Here is a 284-nt window from a genome sequence, read left to right as displayed (position 1 = left end):
CACCGGGAAAGGATAGCCGCTGGCGCAGAACAGGCCGAGCAGCACGCCGGTCAGGCCAAGCGTAGAGCCGACGGAGATGTCGATGCCGCCGGTCATGATCACCGGCGTCATGCCGATGGCCATCAGCGCCGTGAAGCAGAAGTTCTGCAGGATGTTGGCCATGTTGGCGCCGGTGAGAAAGCGCGGCGCGATCATGCCCACCACGGCGCCGATGATCAGCACCGCAACGACGATCCAGAATTCCTGGCTGCGCAGCACCTCGCCGAGCTTGCTGCGTTCCGACA

At 64.4% G+C, this 284-nt stretch carries 1 pseudogene; it reads right to left on the bottom strand.

What is annotated here, in order from left to right:
* A pseudogene (locus tag EN859_RS38570) lies at positions 1 to 284 on the bottom strand (ABC transporter permease); the annotation flags it as partial.

Origin of the sequence: Mesorhizobium sp. M00.F.Ca.ET.216.01.1.1 (assembly GCF_004010325.2) — a bacterium.
Classification (GTDB): domain Bacteria; phylum Pseudomonadota; class Alphaproteobacteria; order Rhizobiales; family Rhizobiaceae; genus Mesorhizobium.
The sequence above is the reverse complement of the archived record's forward strand: the minus strand, read 5'-3'. Positions and strand labels throughout refer to the sequence as shown.